Origin of the sequence: Fontibacillus phaseoli (assembly GCF_003337355.1) — a bacterium.
GTDB lineage: Bacteria > Bacillota > Bacilli > Paenibacillales > Paenibacillaceae > Fontibacillus > Fontibacillus phaseoli.
In genome coordinates this window covers 630,736-646,892 of the sequence record NZ_QPJW01000001.1, presented here as the reverse complement: position 1 = coordinate 646,892, position 16,157 = coordinate 630,736, and the positions used below count along the sequence as shown (strand labels likewise).

At 52.6% G+C, this 16,157-nt stretch carries 14 protein-coding genes; 3 read left to right on the top strand and 11 right to left on the bottom strand.

Features of this window, described 5'->3' with window-relative positions:
• Window positions 1-77: 77 nt before the first annotated feature.
• The gene (locus DFP94_RS03185) at window positions 78-2,876 is read right to left on the bottom strand and encodes a calcium-translocating P-type ATPase, SERCA-type (protein ID WP_114494977.1); all 2,799 of its coding nucleotides are present in this window, start codon (window positions 2,874-2,876) and stop codon (window positions 78-80) included.
• A gap of 183 nt (window positions 2,877-3,059) precedes the next feature.
• Here DFP94_RS03185 and DFP94_RS03180 point away from each other — a divergent pair, with 183 nt between their 5' ends.
• A complete protein-coding gene (locus tag DFP94_RS03180; RefSeq protein ID WP_114494976.1) occupies window positions 3,060-4,814 on the top strand; it encodes an Rqc2 family fibronectin-binding protein in 1,755 nt (584 codons plus the stop codon).
• A gap of 191 nt (window positions 4,815-5,005) precedes the next feature.
• Here the strand turns inward: DFP94_RS03180 and DFP94_RS03175 are convergent, their stop codons facing one another.
• The 9 genes from DFP94_RS03175 to DFP94_RS03135 form a co-directional block, all read right to left on the bottom strand.
• Window positions 5,006-5,872, bottom strand: coding sequence for a PHP domain-containing protein (locus DFP94_RS03175; RefSeq protein WP_114494975.1), 867 nt, complete (start codon window positions 5,870-5,872; stop codon window positions 5,006-5,008).
• A gap of 44 nt (window positions 5,873-5,916) precedes the next feature.
• Window positions 5,917-6,822, bottom strand: coding sequence for a selenium metabolism-associated LysR family transcriptional regulator (locus tag DFP94_RS03170; protein WP_114494974.1), 906 nt, complete (start codon window positions 6,820-6,822; stop codon window positions 5,917-5,919).
• A gap of 86 nt (window positions 6,823-6,908) precedes the next feature.
• Window positions 6,909-7,352, bottom strand: coding sequence for a hypothetical protein (locus tag DFP94_RS03165; protein WP_114494973.1), 444 nt, complete (start codon window positions 7,350-7,352; stop codon window positions 6,909-6,911).
• Between the two features lie 221 nt (window positions 7,353-7,573).
• Window positions 7,574-7,837 (bottom strand): YlbG family protein, encoded by a 264-nt coding sequence (locus DFP94_RS03160; protein WP_114494972.1) that lies wholly within the window; start codon window positions 7,835-7,837, stop codon window positions 7,574-7,576.
• Between the two features lie 39 nt (window positions 7,838-7,876).
• Window positions 7,877-8,317: a YlbF/YmcA family competence regulator gene (locus tag DFP94_RS03155; protein ID WP_114494971.1), complete on the bottom strand. Its 441-nt coding sequence runs from the start codon at window positions 8,315-8,317 to the stop codon at window positions 7,877-7,879.
• A gap of 114 nt (window positions 8,318-8,431) precedes the next feature.
• Window positions 8,432-10,309, bottom strand: coding sequence for a helicase-associated domain-containing protein (locus DFP94_RS03150; RefSeq protein ID WP_114494970.1), 1,878 nt, complete (start codon window positions 10,307-10,309; stop codon window positions 8,432-8,434).
• Entirely contained in the window at window positions 10,306-11,997 is a 1,692-nt protein-coding gene (locus DFP94_RS03145) for a DNA repair helicase XPB (RefSeq protein WP_114494969.1), read from the bottom strand. The genes DFP94_RS03150 and DFP94_RS03145 overlap by 4 nt, the downstream gene beginning before the upstream one ends.
• 98 nt (window positions 11,998-12,095) lie before the next feature.
• Window positions 12,096-12,521, bottom strand: a complete 426-nt coding sequence (locus tag DFP94_RS03140) for a CBS domain-containing protein (RefSeq protein ID WP_114494968.1) — start codon at window positions 12,519-12,521, stop codon at window positions 12,096-12,098.
• A gap of 61 nt (window positions 12,522-12,582) precedes the next feature.
• A complete protein-coding gene (locus tag DFP94_RS03135; RefSeq protein ID WP_114494967.1) occupies window positions 12,583-13,752 on the bottom strand; it encodes a M20 family metallopeptidase in 1,170 nt (389 codons plus the stop codon).
• 206 nt (window positions 13,753-13,958) lie between these two features.
• Between DFP94_RS03135 and DFP94_RS03130 the strand changes: the two genes are divergently transcribed.
• Both DFP94_RS03130 and ftsW read left to right on the top strand, forming a co-directional pair.
• A complete protein-coding gene (locus DFP94_RS03130) occupies window positions 13,959-14,300 on the top strand; it encodes a YugN family protein (protein WP_114494966.1) in 342 nt (113 codons plus the stop codon).
• Window positions 14,301-14,312: 12 nt separating this feature from the next.
• A complete protein-coding gene (ftsW, locus tag DFP94_RS03125) occupies window positions 14,313-15,560 on the top strand; it encodes a putative lipid II flippase FtsW (protein WP_114494965.1) in 1,248 nt (415 codons plus the stop codon).
• Between the two features lie 117 nt (window positions 15,561-15,677).
• On the opposite strand, the gene DFP94_RS03120 is transcribed toward ftsW, so the two are convergent.
• Complete coding sequence (locus DFP94_RS03120; protein ID WP_114494964.1) at window positions 15,678-16,040, bottom strand: Asp23/Gls24 family envelope stress response protein; 363 nt, start codon at window positions 16,038-16,040, stop codon at window positions 15,678-15,680.
• Between the last annotated feature and the right edge of the window lie 117 nt (window positions 16,041-16,157).

Sequence of the window (16,157 nt, the reverse complement as noted above, 5' to 3'; positions counted from 1 at the left end):
GCACCTGATCAACTTGGTGTACAAAGCTTGCTTCATGGGGTAAGTCTACCCTCTCAAAGAGTGGATGGGTATTGATTCTATGCACGAATATTTGTACTTTTCGCGGTGACTATCCGACGCGGGCCGCTATATTTGCGGCGGCGTTTGCCGGACCATACGCTGCCCGCACCCATCAAGAATGTCGGTATTCCGGCAGCGACCAGAGAAATCGCCCATTCGCGGGTACCGAGCGGCACCGTCTTGAAGATCGGTTGCAGCGCTTCAATATACATGACCCCGAGCAACAATAGCACGGAAGACAGGACGGCCACGACCAAATAGCGGTTCTGGAAAATGTTGCGATGGAAAATCGAGCGTGAGCTGCGGCAGTCAAACACATGGATGAGCTGAGCCATAACCAGCGTGACGAAAGCGACCGACTGTGCCGTTGCCAATTGTCCCGCATCGTCAGGAGCGACGCTCAAGGTTATCCAGAACGCGCCGAGCGTACACAACCCGATTAAAAGTCCACGGCTAAGAATTTTCCAGCCAAGCCGTCTGGCAAAAATATTTTCGTTCTTGCCTCTCGGCTTGTGCTCCATCAGATCCTTCTCCGGCTGATCCACCCCGAGCGCCATGGCGGGCAAACCGTCCGTCACAAGGTTAACCCACAAAATCTGAATCGGAAGGAGCGGCAGCGGAAGTCCTGCCAGCATAGCGAATAACATCGTCAAAATTTCACCGACATTGGACGCCAGCAAATACCGGATAAATTTACGGATGTTTTCATAAATGTTTCTACCCTCTTCGATCGCCGCCACAATAGAAGAAAAATTGTCGTCGCTAAGGATGAGCGAAGAGGCTTCCTTGGAAACGTCCGTGCCCGTAATGCCCATAGCGATGCCGATGTCCGCCGCCTTGATCGCCGGGGCGTCGTTAACCCCGTCGCCCGTCATCGCGACGACATGGCCTTTGCGCTGGAGCGCCTTAACGATGCGCAGCTTGTGTTCCGGGGCAACCCGGGAATACACGTAAGTTTGATCGACCTTCCGATCCAACTCCTCGTCGCTGAGTCCCGCCAATTCCCGGCCCGACATCGAATCTCCGCCACGCGGCAGAATACCGAGATCGCCCGCGATCGCTTCTGCGGTGAGACCGTGGTCGCCGGTAATCATCACCGTCTTGATGCCTGCCCGGCGGCATACCGCAATCGCGTCCCGCGCTTCGCGGCGCGGCGGATCGATCATCCCGGCCAATCCGATGAAGACGAGCTGCGATTCCACGCACTCCTCGCTGTCCATATTCTCATGCGCCTTCACATCCCGATATGCAAACCCCAGAACGCGCAGTGCGCTGCGGGCCATCTTTTCATTTTCAGACTGCACCCGTCCCCGAAGCGTTCCCGTAAACGGTACGATCTTGCCTTCCCATAAGATGTACGTGCATTTATCCAGCAACATATCAGGCGCACCTTTAACTAGCGCCATTTTCCCGCCCTGGTGTCCAACGACTACGGACATCATTTTGCGCTTCGAATCAAATGGAAACTCCTGCTCCCGCTGATATGAAGAACTAAGCGATCCCGGTGAAAGCCCCATTTTCGAGGAAAGTACGACCAACGCGCCTTCCGTCGGGTCGCCTTTAAGCTTCCACTGGGTTCCTGCGCTTTCTTCCTTAGCTTTTTTGCGCCCGCGAATATCGGCGTCCGCTTCATAAATGACCGCATTCGAGCACAGGGAGCTGGCCTGGAGAAGGCGGCGCAGACTCTGATCCTTCTTCAAATCGACCGGCTGGGCGTTTTCCAGAACTTGACCCACTGGCTCGTATCCTTCGCCCGTGACTTCAAGCAAACGTCCCTCCACCCATAACCTTGTCACGGTCATTTTGTTCTGCGTCAGAGTTCCCGTTTTATCCGAGCAAATGACGGAGGCACAGCCAAGCGTTTCAACGGAAGGCAGCTTGCGGACGATGGCCTTGCGTTTAATCATCCGCTGTACGCCAAGCGCGAGCGCAATGGTCACGATGGCGGGCAGCCCTTCCGGAATTGCGGCTACCGCAAGACTTACCCCGGCAAAGAACATCGCTCCAGCTGGCTGTCCGCGCAATATCCCGACGAGTACGACAAGCACCGTCAACGCAAAGGCCAGATAGATCAATATTTTGCCGAGTTGCTCAAGCCGTCTTTGCAGCGGGGTTTCCTGGCTGTCCGTGTTCTGGATCAGGTCGGCGATTTTCCCCATTTCGGTATCCATTCCCGAACGGATGACGATGCCCCGGCCGCTGCCTCGCGTAATCATCGTTCCCATGAACCCGATGTTTTTCTGATCGCCCAGCGGAACCTCAGCTTCGCGAATGGCGCCCGCGTGCTTGCCGACCGGATGCGATTCCCCCGTCAGGGCAGACTCTTCCACGTCGAGACTGTGCGTAACCAACCAGCGGATATCCGCCGGAATCCGGTCTCCGCTTTCCATGGCCACGATATCGCCCGGAACCAGCTCCTTGGCGGGAATATGCCGGACAACCCCGTCCCGCAGGACATTGGCATGGGGGGCCGATAATTCCTTCAAAGCGCGGAGGGAGCGCTCGGCCCGGAACTCCTGGACAAATCCGAGCACACCGTTCAAGACGATGATGGCTATAATAGTAACGGCGTCCAGGTATTCGCCGAGAATGCCGGAAATTAATGTGGCGCCCATCAGAACGAGCATCATGAAATCTTTGAACTGGTTTAAAAACAGCAGCAACGGGGAAACCCGCTGCCCCTCCGACAGCTCGTTCCATCCGTACTGCTCGCGTCTTTGAGCCGCTTCCTCCTGGGTCAGGCCCTGCTCACGCGTGACGCCAAACCGTTCCAGAAGCTCTTCCCCACTCCACTGGTGCCAGTTTTTTTGTTCCATGTTCCCTAATCTCCTCCCGTATTTTGTGCAGTATACAGCGTGAAGGCTTTTCCACCTAGGGTAAATGTATTCCGGCCAGTCCCAAATTATCACAGCGAGGCACTTAAGTTTTTGCCCGAAGTTATGTATCATAAAGGAAGGCTTATATCTTCTATATAATCAGAGACAGGAGAAAATATTGATATGGCATTGGACGGAATTGTAACACGCGCGATTGTTCACGAATTGCAAGCGGTCGTAGGCGCCCGCATCAATAAAATACATCAGCCATCTCCAAACGATATCATCATCCAGCTGCGCTCTTCGGGCGGAAACCGGCGCCTGTTGCTATCGGCGAATCCCACGTACCCCCGTGTACAGTTCACGGAGCAATCATTTCCGAATCCCCTGGAAGCGCCCATGTTCTGTATGCTGCTGCGTAAATATTGCGAAAGCGGAATCATCGAATCCGTCACCCAGGTCGGGATGGAGCGGATTATACATTTCGACGTGCGCCAGCGCGATGAACTCGGCGATGTTTCGCTCAAAAGACTGGTGGTCGAGCTAATGGGTCGCCACAGCAACATAATCCTGCTCGATCCCGTCACAGGGATCCAGTTGGAAGGAATTCATCATGTGACCCCGGCGATCAGCGGATTTCGCGTCGTCATGCCCGGCTTTACTTATACCGAGCCTCCGCAGCAGCACAAGCTAGATCCGCTCAACGCAAAAAAAGAAGACTTTCAAAAAGCCTTCCCTTCGGCCCTGGAAGAAAATCAGGGACCAGGCTGGCTGGTGGCCGCATTCAGCGGTCTCAGTCCATTAATGGCGGAGGAAATCTATTTGCGGGCTTATGGACAGCAGGAATCGAAGGATGAGGAAAGAGAGCCCGAAAAACTCTGGGTCGCTTTCGACCGGTTAATGACAGAGATACGGGAGCATCGCTACAACCCGGTTACGGGAGAGAACGCTAAAGGCAAAAGCATCTTTTCGGCCGTAAAGTTGACGTTAATTCAGGGAGAAATGCAAACTTACAACTCCATCAGCGAATGTATGGAGGACTACTTCGGCGAAAAAGCGCTGCGGGACACCGTTAAGCAAAAGACGAGCGATCTGCTGCGGTTTCTGCAAAACGAACGCAACAAAAACATCAAGAAGATGTCCAATCTTGAAAATGACCTGGCGGAAGCGGATGACGCAGAGCGTTACCGGATTTGGGGCGAGCTGCTGCTGCCCTCTCTGCATACGATCTCCAAAGGAGACCGCAGCGCGGAGCTGGTCAATTATTACGACGAGGATCAGAAGACGGAGACCATTCCGCTTGATCCGCTGCTCACTCCTTCGGAGAACGCCCAGCGCTATTTTAAAAAATACAACAAATTCAAAAACAGTCTGGCCGTGATCGATGAGCAGATGGAAAAAACGAAGGAGGAAATATCTTATCTTGAGGGATTGCTCCAACAGTTGTCCTTTGCCACGTTAAGCGATGTGGATGAAATCCGCGAGGAATTGATCCAGCAAGGCTACTTGCGGGACCGGGCGAAAAAGGGCAAGAAGAAGAAAAAGACCGACCGTCCGACGCTGCACGTCTACACTTCTTCGGAAGGAATCGACATCTGCGTCGGCAAAAACAATCTGCAAAACGAATATGTAACCAACCGGCTGGCGGGGCCGAACGATACATGGCTGCATACGAAGGACATTCCCGGCTCGCATGTGGTTATCCGCAGTTCCAATTTCGGCGATACAACCCTGAACGAAGCGGCCCAACTCGCCGCGTATTTCAGCCAGGCGAAAGAGTCGAGCAGCGTCCCGGTCGACTGCACCCTGATCCGCTATGTCCGCAAACCGAGCGGGGCCAAGCCGGGCTTCGTCATCTACGATCATCAGCGCACCCTGTTTGTGACGCCTGACGAACAGCTGATCAAACGACTGCCGACTGCGGTGAAGAACGGCTAATTTGGTAGGATCTTGTCTCAATTGACTTGGAAGTGACTTGGAAGAAACAAAAATAGACCGTCCTTTAGTGAAGTGCTCCCATTATAGTAGACAGTAGAAAAAACAAAACTTCTACTGCTACCATGATGGGAGCATATCATTAGTGGGCGGTCTTTTTCTTTTTTTTTGGAAAGTGAGTTGTTGCTATTCATTCAATCCGCCGCAGCATCTCGCAAAAGCCCGACGCATTCGCCGGAGACATAACGGCTGCCGAGATCGCCATGAAACACGACTCCCTGGCGGACGCCGTGGTAATCCGAGCCTCCAGTCGGGATCAAGCCGTAACGTTCCGCCATAGAAGCATAACGTTGCTCCTCCTCTGGCCCATGATCGGAATGATATACTTCCACGCCTGCGGGACGGCCGCGCTCCAAGATATCACTGACCAGATCGTCATCCCCGTAAAGTCCCGGATGTGCGAGCACCGCCACCCCTCCGGCTTCCCGAATCCAGTTCATTGCTTCTTCGGGTGCTATGCGGGGCAGTGAAGCATAGCCGGGCTTCCCTTCAGCAAGATAGCGGTCAAAGGCGTCCCGAAGATCATTGGCATACCCTTTGCGCACAAGCGTATCCGCAATATGCGGGCGGCCCAGGCTTTCATCATTCCGCAGCGGGCGACCTAGCCCTGCAATGACTTCGTCCAGCGTAATGGCTATCCCAAGCTCCTGAAGCTTCCGGATGATCTGCCCGTTCCTGGCCTCCCGGGTTTCCCGTAAACTTGCCAGCCTTTCCAGCAGCGTAGAATTTCTAGTATCCAAAAAGTAACCGAGCACATGAATGTCCTTACCGGCGGCGCGGGTGCTGATTTCAACTCCGGGAATGACGAGTACCCCCAACTTTTCCCCTGCTTCCACAGCCTCCCTAACTCCCGCCACCGTATCATGATCGGTGATGGCGAGACCGGCTAAGCCTTTTTCTTTAGCCAGCCTGACGTTTTCGGCGGGGGTATTCATCCCGTCGGATGCCCGGGTGTGGCTATGCAAATCAAACCGCTGCGCTGAACCGTTCCCTGTATTCATAAAATTCGCTCCTCAAATTTGTATCTGATCAGTCGTTTCCTTATTTACAAAGGCTGTTTTGCATCTTTTAAAAACGCCAGGAATGTCACCGCCGAAACCGGTAACAACGTGGACTTCAAATGAATCGAGTAAAATTTTCGTTTAAATTCCGCGTCCTCAATATCGACGACTTTCAGTAGTCCCAGCGCCTGTTCATGCTTTACGGAAGATGGCGAAATGATGGTCACACCTAGCCCGGCCTCTACCGCCGACTTCACCGCTCCCGTACTGCCAAGCTCCATCACCGTTTCCAGCCGCTCCGGCCGAATTCCCCGGCGTTCCAGTTCCGCTTCCATCACTTGCCGGGTTCCCGATCCTTTCTCCCTGAGCACAAACGGATAAGTGACGGCTTCGTTAAGCTTTACCAGATCCTTTGCTGCCAAAGGGTGTCCCACGGGTACGATCAGTTTCAGTTCATCTTCCATGACCGGCTCGGAGACCATATCCGGATGATGCACCGGGGCTTCAACCAGTCCGAAATTGAGCTGATGGCTAACGATATCTTCAATAATCTGCGTCGTGTTCATGACTTTTAACGCGATCGAGATATGAGGATGCTGCTTGCCAAAAGGTCCAAGAAGCCGGGGAAGCACATACTCCCCGATCGTCAGACTGGCACCGAGTTGGAGCCTGCCCTCAAGCATGGAAGTAAAGCCGGACATCGATTTTTCGGTCTCACGCATCAGTTCCATGCTCCGAAGCGCAAAAGGAAACAGCGTATGACCGGCTTCCGTCAGCTCAATCTTTTTAGTCGATCGGATCAGCAGCTTGCTGCCGAAATAATCCTCCAGCGCCTGAATCTGCATCGTCACGGCAGGCTGCGTCATATGCAGTGCCTGTGCGGCGGCCGAAAAACTGCCCCTTTCCGCAACGGTATAAAAAATATGAAGCTGGTGGTAATTTAACGCCATGCCTTCTCCACTCCTTCTCCCTTTACAATAGCATGACCGAAAGCGCAAAAAAAGCATGCTCCCAGGGAACATGCTTGGTCTTGAAGTTATCTCCGTTTACGGGTGTTCTTCATCAGCGTCATACGTCTTGAATGGCGAAGCCAGGAATAATAAGACTTCAGATCTCGAAGCTCGATTGTCTCCGACATCTTGCCCAGGAAAGTAACGATGATCATCCTGTGCATCGGATTTCCCTTTAGATCGAATTCACCGGGAATCTCGGCAAATTCGGCCACCATAACCAGATCATCATCCACCAAATAAACGTCTTCCTCATTCCGGTAATAAGGCTCGATTCTGTCCTGCTTCAAGCAATCCCACGCCCAGCGGGCGATATTGTCCACACTGTTATTGGTCCGGTCGATCCGATCCTGATACCGAAGCTTGGCATGATGAGTAATGACGATATCGGCAACTCTTTTATCACCTAATAGAACATGGAATGCTTCACAGGTCCCTGTACCCCATCGCTCCGTAACCTTATTTCTCATGCCCCACCTCGCAATATAGGTCTTTGTAACTAAGTATAATTACCTATTATATTACATCATTACCTATGTTTCGACAATGGATTTTCCCCACAAAGTGGCATTTAGTTATGCAGTTTATTCCAAACGCTTAACGAAGCCCTAATAACTCATCACATAAACAGTCCCTGCAATTAAAAAAGCGGCCCGAAGGCCGCTGAATAATTCTGGGTAATGCACATCCGCTAAAGTCCGTAGTACCGGGTTTTGTCCGGAATGTCCTTGCTGTATTCCGTCTTGATTTCATTACGGTAGGAACGTTCGATTTTACGAACATAGGGCAGTTTGCGGACATTTTTCATCGTCTCTTCCGCCCGCTCCGCATTCACATACATCACAACATAATGCATTCGGCGGGATAAATAATGCACGCTCCCGTATTTGTCCAAATTCCTTGCAGCTTTTAAATCGCTTACCCAAATGATATAGCCTGTACGCTCCGGAAACATGATTTGTCCCTCCTTTGCTAATAATTCATATCCGATCCGTTAACCGCAGCCGCAACTGCCTCCGCTGCCGCAACCCCCGCCTTTCGGATTCGGATCGTTGCTCGGCACCTTAATGCTTTCCGAAACGGCCAAAGCGATTGTCTCGGACATCTGATGCAGGATATCGTCCAGTTCTTTCTCCGCGGCCTTGAAGCGGCGGACCGCTTCAAACTGTTCAAGCTCGACCTCAACTTCGGTCACCTTATCCTTGGCCTCGTGATAATTGGGGTGAAAATGGCCGAAACGCTGCGTCTCATCGAAGAGTTCCTTCTTTGCGGCCAGTTTCTTTACGAGGACCTGAATATCGGCATCCTCTTCCACACGGCGCTTCCAGTATAAATAATCGGAAACGGCGGCGGATTGATTTATCATATCGCCTAATTCATAGGCGTTTGTCAGCAGCTCGGCCATATCGACCGTGTTGGTCTCCGTTACGCTCATGAATCTTCAACTCGATTCTATTCAAAGTATTCCACCCGAAAGTAGACGAATTAATCATACCACAATCTCTTTACCAGCAGAAGAAGTAATCTGCATTCGGAGAGAATAACGGTGTCATGAAAATTCCGGCTGGATCAGGCGCATGGCTTCCCATTCGCCGAGGGTTAGTATGGTTTCCTTTTCGTCTTCCCCATCCAGTCCGTTTTCGTTTAAAAAGAGACGTCCCTTTACTCTCCACCTCTCTTCTTCCGTTAAAGAAACCGGCATGAATTCCGCAATCGATCCGCCCTCCATCCGCAGCAATACTTTAGCTTTCCATACGATAGCCTGGGACATGATTTTCCGGGCGGTGGAACCATGATAGTCTCTCATTTCATTCAGCCACATGTTAGGAATTTCATTCCAGCCAGGAAATAAATCCTCCGGCTCTGGAGCGTCATCGGAACGGTCATAAAAGTGAAGCTGCGAACCTTTATAAATCCAGACCCGTTCTTCTGCTCTCCCGCCGCTCAAGATGGCCAGTTCCACCGGCGAACCTGGTTCTCCGAGCTTCGGATATTCCAACTCTGCTGAACCCGTATTCCGCTGTTTGGAAGGAGCCAAGGACACTCCCTCCAGAGCTTTGCGGACTTTGGCGGACTGCCCTGCATCGACGATAAAATCGCGCGGGCCGATTCGTTCAACCATTCCGGCCAGAGCGGGTAAGGAAGCTACCGTATCGGCCGCTTTCTCATCACCGCAGCGCAGTAGAAGCTTCTCCTCAAGCGAGGTCCGGCCCATCTCGCCGGCCCACTGCTCCAGGGCCAGCTTCACATTTTCGGGTACGCCCGCCGAAGACGATTCAAGAAAATCAAGCACGGCGCCAGGTGAGCGGCCGAGTTCGGAAGCCCGGGCCACACTGGCACGGCTGATCCGATAAACGGACATCGTGTCCATCGTCTGATTATCGCAGCAGGCCTCCAACTCCCAGCGGACCCGGTAAGACACATCGGGCGGAACCAGTATTTCATAGTCCGGCTGAACGTAAAATACACCGGAAAGCGCGGCTGCTCCCCTGTTATCAGCCGGGTTAATACCGTCCGAATTCACCGGATCCGCAGCTCCCTCCAACCCTTGCAACAACTCTAACCGAGGCCTGCTCTTCCAGCGGATCAGATCTTCTCCGCCGCCATTCTTACTGAGATCCAGCCAGCCAAACCCGCTTAAAGCACTTAGCCAACTCCCCACCCAGACGGTCACCTCTTCCGGCAAACGTTCGGGCAGCATTTCCAGACGTTGCAAAGAGTCGTACAGCTCCTTCAGCGAATACCATGTTCCCTCCTGCAGATCGTTTCGCGCCAGTCTGTACGCCGCATGCTGGATGCCGACATGATCCGGGAGATAGCGTTGAAGCAATTCGCGAAACAGAATGGCTTCTTGCATCTGTGGCCCAAGTTCCAGCCAGGCGGTCAGTTCTCCGGAGTCCAGTCCCCATAAGGTCCGCTCCTTTTGGAGAAGCCCGAGCGCCAGAAGCAAATCCAGCACGATGGCGAGCTGAGGAGGATACACGTCCTGATGAGGGTAACGCAAGTCCAGACCGGCGACGTCTTCCTCCTGCAAATACAAGTAACGGGCCAGCTTACTGACCGATTTTTGATGAATCGTACCTTTGGAAGTCGTGGGCAGTCCATTTCGGGCGATCCAGGTTAAAGCCCGGAACAAATTCATCCCCAGGCCCGGTCCGGCCTCCTTGTCCAGTTGTATCGAACCGGCGGTATGAGGCTTGGGGGGAAATGAGGGCAGGTGCGCCCAAAGCTTCGGCAGATGATCCGCAGGGATGTAAAATAACTTTTCGCCCCAAGCCTTCTTGACCGCAGACAGTTCTCCCCTCCTCAACATTCCGGGAAGAGCCGCACGTAAGTCCGCGCCGGCCACCCGGCCGGACGCGGCCTCATCCACCCTTTCCAGCTTGAACGGAAGACCGGCAAACCGCCGAAAAATGTGCTGGATCATGCCCCTTCCTCCCGCTCGAAGCTTACTGCGTATTCATACCCCTGCTCGATCAAAAATAGCTGCCTGCGCATGGCGAAGTCCTGCTCGCGCGTCTCTTCCGATACGAGCGTATAGAAAAATGCGCCGCTCCCGTCCTGCTTGGGCCTCAGGATTCGCCCCAGCCGCTGGGCTTCTTCCTGGCGTGAGCCGAAGCTTCCGGAAATTTGGATCGCCACGGAAGCATCAGGCAGATCGACTGCGAAATTGGCAACCTTGGATACGACCAGAACCGAAATATCGCCCTTACGGAATAGTGCGAACCATTTTTCCCGCTCTCCCTGCGGCATGCTCCCGGTAATGAGCGGAACGTCTAATGACTGTGCTATTTTGCGCAGTTGTTCCAGGTACTGACCGATAATCAATATCTGTCGACCGGCATGGCGCTCAACCAGCCGCTCTACAATTTCGCTTTTCCGCGGATTCTCCGCCGCGATCCGGTATTTCTCCCGGCTTTCAGCCTGAATATACCGCTGCTTCAATCCACTGGGCATGCTTACCCGGACCTCCTGGCATTCCACCTGGGCGATAAATCCCCGTTCTTCCAACGCTCTCCAAGGCACCTCATAACGCTTTGGTCCAATCAAGGAAAATACATCCCGCTCACAGCCGTCTTCTCGTACCAGCGTCGCGGTAAGCCCCAGCCGGCGGGTAGCTTGAATATCCGCAGTAGCACGGAACACAGGCGCTGGCAGAAGATGAACTTCGTCATAGATAATGAGCCCCCAATCCCGCTCGTTAAACAGGTTCATGTGCTTGAATTCCTCGTCCTTTTTTCCCCGATGGGTCAGGATCTGGTAGGTCGACACCGTTACCGGGCGGACAAGCTTCCTATCTCCCGTATATTCTCCCACCGCCTCCGAAGACAGCGTAGTCTTGTCCCTGATTTCGGAGATCCATTGCCGGACCGAGGTTACGTTGGAAGTGAGAATCAAAGTTTCACATTGAAGCTGAGCCATTGCCGCCAAGCCGATCACCGTTTTCCCCGCACCGCAGGGCAGAACGAGAACGCCGCTTCCGCCGCGGCTGTCATGTTCTCCGGCGAATGCTTCCACCCCGTCCATCTGATAGGACCGAAGCTCAAAGCGTTTACCGCCCGCGGTAAACTGCCGCAATTGAAAAGAAAGACATTGTCCGTGATGATACCCCGCCTCATCCATAACCGGATACCCGAGACGGGCCAACGCCTGCTTCAATGCTCCACGCCATATGGAAGGGAACAGCACTCGGCAGGGATCAATCAGTTTCATATTAAATCCTTCCAGCCCTTTCTCTTGAATCAACGACTCAAGCAGCCCGGTTTCGCCGCTGATGCAGTTCAAACACAACTGTTCGGGATCATTTTCGAGCCCCCGCAACTCTAGACTTCCGTATCTGGACATCCACTTACTGATGTCTTCCAGCACTCCGCCGGGAATATCCCAACGGGATAACCGCTTCATTTCCGACGCAACCTGTTCCGCCGATATGCCGGCCGCAGCCGCATTCCATAAAGATAAAGGCGAAATTCGATATGTATGATAATAAGCAGGGCTTTTTACAAGTTCGGCAAATAGCGCCAACCGCTCCCTGGCGTCTTCAAAACCGGGATGGTTTTTCTCCAGCAGGACCGTAAGATCCCGTTGTACGATGCAAGCTCCGTCCGTGTTCATCGTTGTCGCCCTCCAAATTCCTTTACTTATAAAAAGAAGCCCGTCAGCCAGCGGCCACGAACTTCTTTTCCCGCGCCTATCCATCGGATTACGCTCTTTTAATGCACATGTTCCGAAATTTCCGACAGTGCCTCGCCAGCGTTGTCCGCAAAAATATTCCGCACCGCCAGGTCGCCGATCGAAACGATTCCGATCAGCCTGTCCCCTTCGGTGACCGGAAGCCGGCGGATTTGCTGCTGTGCCATCAATTCGGCTGCATCATCCACCGACATCTCCGGCGATGCCGTTTTAATGCCTTTGGTCATCACGGTCTCCACTGCAGATGATCCCGGATGCTTCTCGGCAATGCCCCGAACGACCAGATCGCGGTCGGTGATGACGCCGATCAGTTTGTCGCCGCCCTTTTCCACCACCGGGATGAAACCGGTGCCGTGCTGTTTCATTTTAACCGCAACTTCGTAGACATTGTCTTCCGGAGTTACCGTAACGACTTCCCGAGTCATAATCTCGTTAATTTTTTTCAACTTCATCCCTCCTTCGGACATAGAGTTCCAAGGGAGAAACTTTTTTATACGAGTGAGTGACTCACTTGTCATCGCTGCAGTAGGACTCCCTCATCGCAATCAGGAGCGCCGCCGCATGCAGCATGGATTGTTCGTCAATATCAAATTTGGGATGATGGTGCGGATAAAGGATGCCCTTCTCAGGATTCCCGGCCCCAACGAGCATAAAGCAGCCCGGTACCTTTCTTAAATAATAGGCAAAATCCTCGGCCGGCATAATTTTCGGCGAGACTTCCGGAATGAGGCCCGCATCGAAAGCAGCCGTTCCGTAAAACCGTTCGAATTCCCTCGGCTCGTTGACCAGGCTTGGATAACCCATCATATAATCTACCGAAGCGCTTGCCCCGTAAGCTGCAGCCGTACCTTCAGCCAACTCACGAACCCTGGTGCGGATCAAATCTCTTGTTTCCTCGTCAAAGCAGCGCACCGTTCCCGCCAAGCGGCAACGATCGGCAATAATGTTTTGCGCCGTGCCCCCCTGAATCGACCCGATCGTAACCACGGCGGGATTCAGCGGGTCGACCGACCGGCTGACGACGCTTTGCAACTGCAGCACAAGCGCCGATCCCGCCACTACGCTGTCGATACTTTTGTGCGGCATGCCGCCATGTCCGCCCCGACCCTGGATTTCGATGAAAAATTCATCGGTCGATGCCATCAGCGCATCCGGCGCGCTCCCTGCCTTTCCCACCGGAATCGGCGTCCAAAGATGAACGCCATAGATGACATCCACCCCGTCCAAGGCCCCCGCCTCGATCATGGACACCGCCCCGCCGGGACAAACCTCCTCCGCCGGCTGAAAAATCAACCGGATTTCTCCTTGCAGTTCAGCCCTGCGCCCACTGTAGTATTCCGCTATGGCTAGAAGGACCGCCGTATGACCGTCATGCCCGCAAGCATGCATCACGCCTGGGGACTGTGATGAGTACTGACACTGTTTCTCATCCTGGATAGGTAACGCGTCCATATCCGCCCGCAAGGCTACCGTTTTTCCCGGCATATTTCCACGCAGAACACCGATCAATCCAAAGCCTCCGATACCGGAGGTTACTTCTATACCAAGTTTTGCGAGCCGTTCCGCAACAAAAGCTGAAGTTTCTTTCTCCATAAAAGACAATTCCGGATGGCGGTGCAAATGGCGCCGATCTGCCACCATGCCCGGCAACAAAGCCTGAAGCGCTTCCTTTACCATTTTAGCCACTTCCTTTTCAGTAAATCCCTACCTTCATTGTAGCAGAAAACGGACAGCCTTGTAGCGGTCATAAAAGCGATGAACCAGCATAAACTTCACCATTTCATAGGGTTTCCCATGCTTGCACAAGTGATGGAAACATAATATCATGGGGAGAGAACTTTCATGACTTTTTTACGAACTTTTAAAGGAGGCCTTCTGAAAAGATGATTGTTGAAAATACAGGTTTGGACGGATTAAAGAGCGATTTGGCCTATTTAGACGAATCTGCAGAAAAGGTAGGCTTCGTTCGTTGGCAGTGGGAATATTATCGGGCTACATACGATTATAAAATTGAATTCAATAACGACGAATACTTTCTTCGTATTAATACTCGTGCCGTTGAAGGCAAATTGGAATCTCCGGACACCGTTCTGGCGATCGAAGCGGTCTACATGGGGCGGGCCACTTTCCCTCACGGTCTGGAATACGAATCCGAAATTCCGGCTCTGGTCATGAAGACCGCAAGCCACAAGCTCGCCGAGTTGAAGGAACTTCTGGAGGCCTAGGCCGTCACTTCCATGAGAGACAACAAGGAAGAGCCCCGGCGCGGAACTCCCGATTTCCAGCTTCTAATTCTCACCCTGCTGATGGTGGGTTTCGGGATTGTCATGGTGTTCAGCTCCAGCTCAAGTATAGCTCAAATCAACAAATCTTTCGGATATGACCCTATGTATTTTACCAAACGCCAGATTGCTTTCGGGGCGGTTGGCTTTATCGGAATGTTCATTTCGATGAACATTCCTTATGAGAAGTACAAAAAGCTGTTCGCTCCCGTGTTTATTCTGGCGATCATCCTGCTGTTGATCGTTCCGTTCTCGGGAAGCATTAACGGCGCCAGCAGCTGGTTCAAAATCGGTACGCTCGGGATTCAGCCGACGGAGCTGGCCAAGATTACGACCATCATGTACTTGTCGGCCCTGATATCAAAAAAAGGCGAACGGTTTCGCGATCTGAGGACCGGTTATATCCCGGTTATGGTCATTGTCGGCTTCGTCGCCGGTTTGATCATGCTCCAGCCGGACCTCGGTTCCTGCCTCATTCTCGTTGCAACGGCGGGATTGATTATTTTTGCGGGGGGCGCAAACCTGAAGCATATTATGGGTTCGATCGCGTTGCTCGTCCTTGGCGCCAGTATCGTCATGGGAGTCGGAGCGCTGTGGGACAAAATCAGCCCGAGCGAATCGGCGGCGGCGGAAAGCAACTACAAGCTAGGACGGATTCAAGCGTTTATCAACCCTTGGGAAGACCCTCTGCACACTGGCTATAACCTGATTCAATCCATGACCGCCATCGGTCATGGAGGACTCACCGGAACGGGGTTCGGACAAGGCATTCAGAAGCTTCACTATTTGCCCAATGCTTATAACGATTTTATTTTCTCCGTCATCGGCGAAGAATTCGGATTTATAGGAACTATTATTTTCCTGATTTTTTATATTTACTTTATATGGCGAGGACTGCTGGTATCCCTTCGTTCGCACAGTACTTTCGGCACTTTGATGGGCGTGGGCATCATGGGTCTGATCGCGATTCAGGCTTTCATCAATATCGGCGGCGTGACCAGAACGATTCCCGTAACCGGGGTTACGTTGCCTTTTATCAGCTACGGCGGCTCCTCCCTGCTGGTCATGATGGTAGCGATGGGAATTGTCCTCAGTATTTCAAGGGAATCCTCGCTCCCGACCAAGCAGGAAAGAACGAAATCGGTCGTTGTAAAAGATTCGGCCTCCTACGACTGGAGCAACCGCAGACGGCACCAAGGTTAGTTAGCTAACACATAATGGATCTGGACACTTCCCTACATCGCAAAAAAGACTTCAGGACAAGGCCTGAAGTCTTTTTGATTTGCTCAGGGGTTATAAACTGGCCGATGATCGCTTGGATCAAATTTCGTCGTCCTTGAATGCGACGCCCTCTACCTTGACGTTCACTTCAACGACCTTCAGCCCGGACATGTTCTCCACAGCTTCCCGTACATTCTGCTGCAGCATCCGGCACACTTCATGAATCGGAGTCTCGTACAGGACGATGATCCTGAGATCAATCGCCGCTTCCAATTGACCGACTTCTACGGTGACGCCCTTTTGTACATTTTTACCGCTTAACCGTTTGGCCCATCCTTCGGACAGTCCTCCGGACATTGCGGCTATACCAGGGGTTTCCAAGGCGGCCATTCCGGCGATTTTGGAAACAACGTCATCTGAAATCCGAATAAGCCCCATATCGAGTTGCAACTGTTCGGTCATGGTCATTCCTCCTTCAACCTCATTATTCTTCATTGTAATTGCTAATTTCCTTTTAAGCAAATATAGACCATTTTTCAATCATCGTTTATAATCACTACGTTATTGGTTATATTGAAT

Bases quoted from the DNA above. Each gene is read 5' to 3' on its own strand.
- DFP94_RS03170 (WP_114494974.1), bottom strand. From the start codon at position 6,822: ATGGCGTTAAATTACCACCAGCTTCATATTTTTTATACCGTTGCGGAA.
- DFP94_RS03180 (WP_114494976.1), top strand. From the start codon at position 3,060: ATGGCATTGGACGGAATTGTAACACGCGCGATTGTTCACGAATTGCAA.
- DFP94_RS03155 (WP_114494971.1), bottom strand. From the start codon at position 8,317: ATGAGCGTAACGGAGACCAACACGGTCGATATGGCCGAGCTGCTGACA.
- DFP94_RS03165 (WP_114494973.1), bottom strand. From the start codon at position 7,352: ATGAGAAATAAGGTTACGGAGCGATGGGGTACAGGGACCTGTGAAGCA.
- ftsW (WP_114494965.1), top strand. From the start codon at position 14,313: ATGAGAGACAACAAGGAAGAGCCCCGGCGCGGAACTCCCGATTTCCAG.
- DFP94_RS03175 (WP_114494975.1), bottom strand. From the start codon at position 5,872: ATGAATACAGGGAACGGTTCAGCGCAGCGGTTTGATTTGCATAGCCAC.
- DFP94_RS03135 (WP_114494967.1), bottom strand. From the start codon at position 13,752: ATGGTAAAGGAAGCGCTTCAGGCTTTGTTGCCGGGCATGGTGGCAGAT.
- DFP94_RS03120 (WP_114494964.1), bottom strand. From the start codon at position 16,040: ATGACCGAACAGTTGCAACTCGATATGGGGCTTATTCGGATTTCAGAT.
- DFP94_RS03145 (WP_114494969.1), bottom strand. From the start codon at position 11,997: ATGAACACGGACGGAGCTTGCATCGTACAACGGGATCTTACGGTCCTG.
- DFP94_RS03160 (WP_114494972.1), bottom strand. From the start codon at position 7,837: ATGTTTCCGGAGCGTACAGGCTATATCATTTGGGTAAGCGATTTAAAA.
- DFP94_RS03150 (WP_114494970.1), bottom strand. From the start codon at position 10,309: ATGATCCAGCACATTTTTCGGCGGTTTGCCGGTCTTCCGTTCAAGCTG.
- DFP94_RS03185 (WP_114494977.1), bottom strand. From the start codon at position 2,876: ATGGAACAAAAAAACTGGCACCAGTGGAGTGGGGAAGAGCTTCTGGAA.
- DFP94_RS03130 (WP_114494966.1), top strand. From the start codon at position 13,959: ATGATTGTTGAAAATACAGGTTTGGACGGATTAAAGAGCGATTTGGCC.